3 protein-coding genes are annotated in these 4,319 nt (G+C 65.5%); all 3 read right to left on the reverse strand.

Translation table 11 applies throughout. The features are described 5' to 3' along the window. On the reverse strand, positions 1-738 hold a 738-nt coding region (locus WAZ62_RS15550), incomplete at its 3' end, for an FAD-dependent oxidoreductase (RefSeq protein ID WP_422644446.1). Positions 739-826: 88 nt separating this feature from the next. Then, complete coding sequence (locus WAZ62_RS15555) at positions 827-2,203, reverse strand: DUF1329 domain-containing protein (protein ID WP_422644447.1); 1,377 nt, start codon at positions 2,201-2,203, stop codon at positions 827-829. 32 nt (positions 2,204-2,235) lie between these two features. Continuing rightward, positions 2,236-4,209, reverse strand: coding sequence for a DUF1302 domain-containing protein (locus WAZ62_RS15560; RefSeq protein WP_422644448.1), 1,974 nt, complete (start codon positions 4,207-4,209; stop codon positions 2,236-2,238). Positions 4,210-4,319: the final 110 nt, after the last annotated feature.

Consider the following 4,319-nt stretch of genomic DNA (forward strand, 5'->3'; position numbering starts at 1 on the left):
CTCCAGCGCGCGGTGCAGCCGGGCGGCGATCCCGCCGGGGCGGAGCGCCATGAATTCGGCGCCGACGACGGCGCCCGCCGGATCGACGATCAGGCGGCGCACCTTCGCCTCGGTCCGCACCGTGATGCCGGGGGTGCGGGCGATGCGCGCCATCAGCGCTTCCATCATGGCCCGGCCGGACAGCCACTTGCCCTTGGCCCGGTGGCCGCGCGGGGCGGGCGGAATGGCGTCGCGATTGGCCGGCACCATCTCGTTGCCCGAGAAATAGAGATAATGATCCTTGGACGGATAGGAGGTTTCGTGCGGCGCCTCGGCACTGTCGAAGCCGACGCCATGCGCCTCCAGCCAGTCGATCATGGACGCGCTTTGCGCGGCATAGCGGCGGATCGTCTCGGCCGAGACGGCATCGCCCACTTCCCGGGCGAGATAGGCCGCCATGGCGTCGACACTGTCGGGACGGCCGGCCGCGGTCTGGTGGCGGGTGCCGCCGCCGGCATAGACGATGCCGCCGGACAGCCAGCTCGCCCCGCCCCCGGCGAAACGGTCGACCAGCAGCACGTCCAGCCCGCTTTCCGCCGCCTCCAGCGCGGCGCAGGCCCCGGCCGCGCCGTAACCGACGACGAGCAACCCGCAATCGGCGTCGAACCGCGCCGGCACCGGCAGGGGCGCCGCGACGACGGCATTGCCGGCCGAGACCTCGGCGCCGATATCACCGCCGCTGCCCTTGCCTGTCGTCATCACGCCTCTCCCCTTTACCGCTTTACGGCATTCTCGCGATCCATGCGCCCGGCGGCATCGTCCTGATGGACGAGCCGCCGGCCGGGGATCAGACGCCCTTCCGCTTCAATTCCTGCGGGGTGTAGTCGCTTTCCTTGCGGCCGCCCTCGTTGTAGCGCATCCGGTCCACCACCTCGCTCGACAGGCGGTCGGCCATATAGGCGCCGGAGACGAGGTCGTGATAGACGCAAACCCGCTGCTGGAAGAACTGCGAGACATAGTCGTAGGACGTGGTGTTCATCGCCATGCGATAGAGCTGGCCGCGGGCGTCATACATGTCGGCGATCGCGGGGTTGAAACTGTCCTCGTCGATATAGAGCGTGCGGGCGGCATAGACATGGCGCAGGCCCGGCTTCAGCCTGGCCTTCAGCACCCAGCAGCGATGCAATTCCCAGCGCACCGTCTCGGGGTTCAGATGGGCCTTGGCCAGCATGTCCTTGTATTTCACCGCCGGGTCTTCGATCAGGAAGTTGTTGTAGGGGATGAAGATTTCCTTCTTGCCCGCGATTTCCCAATCATAGCGCTTGGGCGACTGGGTCCACAGGCCGGTATCGTCCACCGTATGAAACCCGCCCGGCCCCAGCGGATAGTCGCCGGCGATTTCCGGCACCTGCTTCACCCGCCGGGTGCCCGGGACATATTGCCAGGCCTGGCTCGGCCGGTTGCCGAAATCCCAATATTCCCGAACGAGGGTGATCGAGCCCCGCTCGCGCTCGGGCTTCAGGGTGCTGCGGAAGACGAAGGCCGAGCCGCCGTCGAAACTGGCGCGGGCGACCGTCGGGTCATAGGCGGTCGCATAGATATCCCACTGCTGCGCGCCCCAGGCGACATTGCCGTCGGGATAGACCACGGCTTCGTCCATGGTGCCGCGCTGGGTGAAGCCACGCGGAATGCTGATCACATTCCAGATCAGCTCCAGCCCGCTCTTCGGGAAGGGGAAGGCAGGCGCGCCGAAGGTTCCGGTCACGCCCTCGCCATCCGCCGTTACCTGCGCTTCCTGCGCGTTCAGCTTCAGATTGGCGTGCAGCGCGTCGTTGAAGCGGAAATCACGATGGCAGGGATAGACATCCATGCGGAAACTCGCCGGATTCTTTTGCAACAGGGCCTTCTGGCCCTCGGTCAGGCGGTCGGCATGTTGCTGGAAGTTCTGTGCCGTGATCGAGAACAGCGGCTTTTCGGCCGCGTAAGGATTGGCCTGGACCTTGCCCGTGCCGCCATGGCTGATACCGGGCGGCACGCCCAGCCATTTGCCCGACCAGGGCGCCAGCAAGCCGTCGGCGCTGCCTTCCCTGATCGCGCCGGCCGGGGTCAGGGATGTGCCCAGTTTCGCCACCTCGTCCGCCGTCGCCTTGGCGAAGCCGAAGTGGGGCGTGGCGGCGGCCCAGGCGGCCGCGCCCAGTCCGGCGACGAAAGTCCTGCGATCCATGGAGTTCCTCCTCGGTTGTTTCTTGGCTTTGTTCAGAATGTATATTTGGCCGTGGCGATGACGTAGTCGCGATCGACCAGCGGCCGCTCGATCCGCTCGTAGGAGCCGAAGAAGGCGGTATAGATGATGCCGATCTCGAGATTGTTCAGATGCCGGAACTTGATACCCGAGGAGACACGGACGTCGCCCGTGCCCGACAGGGCGCCGAGGGCGCCGGGCGCGGCCGGCGTGCCGAAGGCGATGCCGAAGGCGACGGGAACCGCCATGTCCCAGCCACCCGGGAAGACGTCGGTGAAGCCGAACTCGGCGAGGCCCTGAATCCCCCAGGAGGTCTGGTCGCCGGTCAGCTCACGGAAGGCGTTGATGTTGTTACCCTTGCCGTCCTGCAGGGGCTGGCCGTTCTGATCGTAGAAATAGAGTGTCTCGTGGCTGACGACGTGATTGAGGCTGACCTCGGCGATCAGGTTCAGCGAGTCCCACCAGGCGGTGGCGCCACCCACATAAAGCCCGCTCAGATTGGCCTGCCAATAGTCGCCGCGCACCGGCTGCGGCGCCGTGATGCCCGAGATCTTGCCGTTGACCAGCATGGGCGCGCCCTGGCGATAGGCGAATTCGAAGCCGACGTTGACCGGGCCGAGGGTCGTCGTCGCGCTGCCGCCGTAGAGCTTGACGTCCTCGTAATAGACCACGCGATAGGTATAGGGCAGGTAGAGCGGGGCAACCGTCGCCACCAGATTGTCCACCACCGAATTCACCATGCCCTCGACGCCGGAACAGTCGATGCCGAGGCCGCCGCAAAGACCGGCGACGGCACCGCCGACCGAACCCGGGCGGAAGGGATCGGTGTCGATGGTCGAGATATCGAAGGTCGGCGACGGGTTCTTGTCGTGATACTTCAGGAAATACAGGCCCGCCGTCAGATTGTCGGTGACGTCGTAAAGCAGGCCGGCGCCGAACTGGCCGCTGTTCGGCTTCACCTCGCCGGCATAGGCGACGTCGAACCGCCTGGTGTCCTCGTTGGCGATGCCCAGCAGATTGTCGCTGATCACCTGCGACAGAAGCTGCGCGATCGGCATCGGCAGGGCGATGTTCTGGCACCCCGGCGTCGACGGGCTGAGGGTGCAGGCGGAGGCGAGGGTGGTGATGACATCGGGGAACGGATTGACCGAGCCATAGGCGAATTCGGCGCCCGGCCCGATGATGTCGGAGCGGCTGAAGAAACTGCCGACGCCGTCCATCTGGTTGTTCTCGAAGCCGAACTGATAATAGCCGAGCAGGGACAGGCGGTCGGTCAGGCCCCAGTTCATCGAGACCTGCGGCACCGGCAGCAGGATATCCTTCACCTCCGAACCCGGCGAGTTCGAACGCGTTACATCGACGACGCCCTGACTGAGCGAGATATTGCCGAAAAACAGGCTCTCGCCCCAGGCCACCACCTGATTGCCGACCCGGATCGACAGATCGGTATCGAAGGGATGGAAGGTGCCATAGGCAAAGGCGTCGAGCAGGCGGAAGCGACCGCCGTTCGCGACCCGCGTCTGGCCCGGAAACTGGTCCGGCTCGCCGGAACTCTTGTTGATGCCGTCCGGAAAAGACGTGTCGTTGGCATTGGCCGAATGATAGACGAAATCATAGAAGGCGTTGCCGCTCAGGTTGACGCCGAATTCCTCGTATTTGAAGCTGGCTTCGAGGAGCGCGGTCACTGCGTTGGTGATCAGGTCGCCCTTCTCGAAATTCAGATTGGGATCGTCGAAGTTATAGGTCTGCGGCGTATGGGTCGAGGTCGGCACCACCGGCAGGATCGGCAGCTGCGGCAGGATGACGACCTGGGCGTAATCCGTCTCGGGCGAGAAGGAGCGCGGGTTCGGGTCCTCGGCCCGGACGCCGATCTGATAGGTCGTCGTCATGTTGACGCCGATGGTCGCGCCGTTTTCGAGCTGATAGACCTCGGCAAGGGCAAACCCCGTGCCGCCGATCAGCCCCCCGGCGAGGCCCGCGGCCGCCACCGGCAGCCATGCCCTGCCCCGTTTCGCCCCACCGGCGCCTTGGACAGACTTCGACTTCCCCATTGCCATTGCGGTCCCCTGCCCCCAACGCGCGTCGCGGCCCGACGCCT

The sequence above is a fragment of the Zavarzinia sp. genome, from assembly GCF_049306435.1.
GTDB lineage: Bacteria > Pseudomonadota > Alphaproteobacteria > Zavarziniales > Zavarziniaceae > Zavarzinia.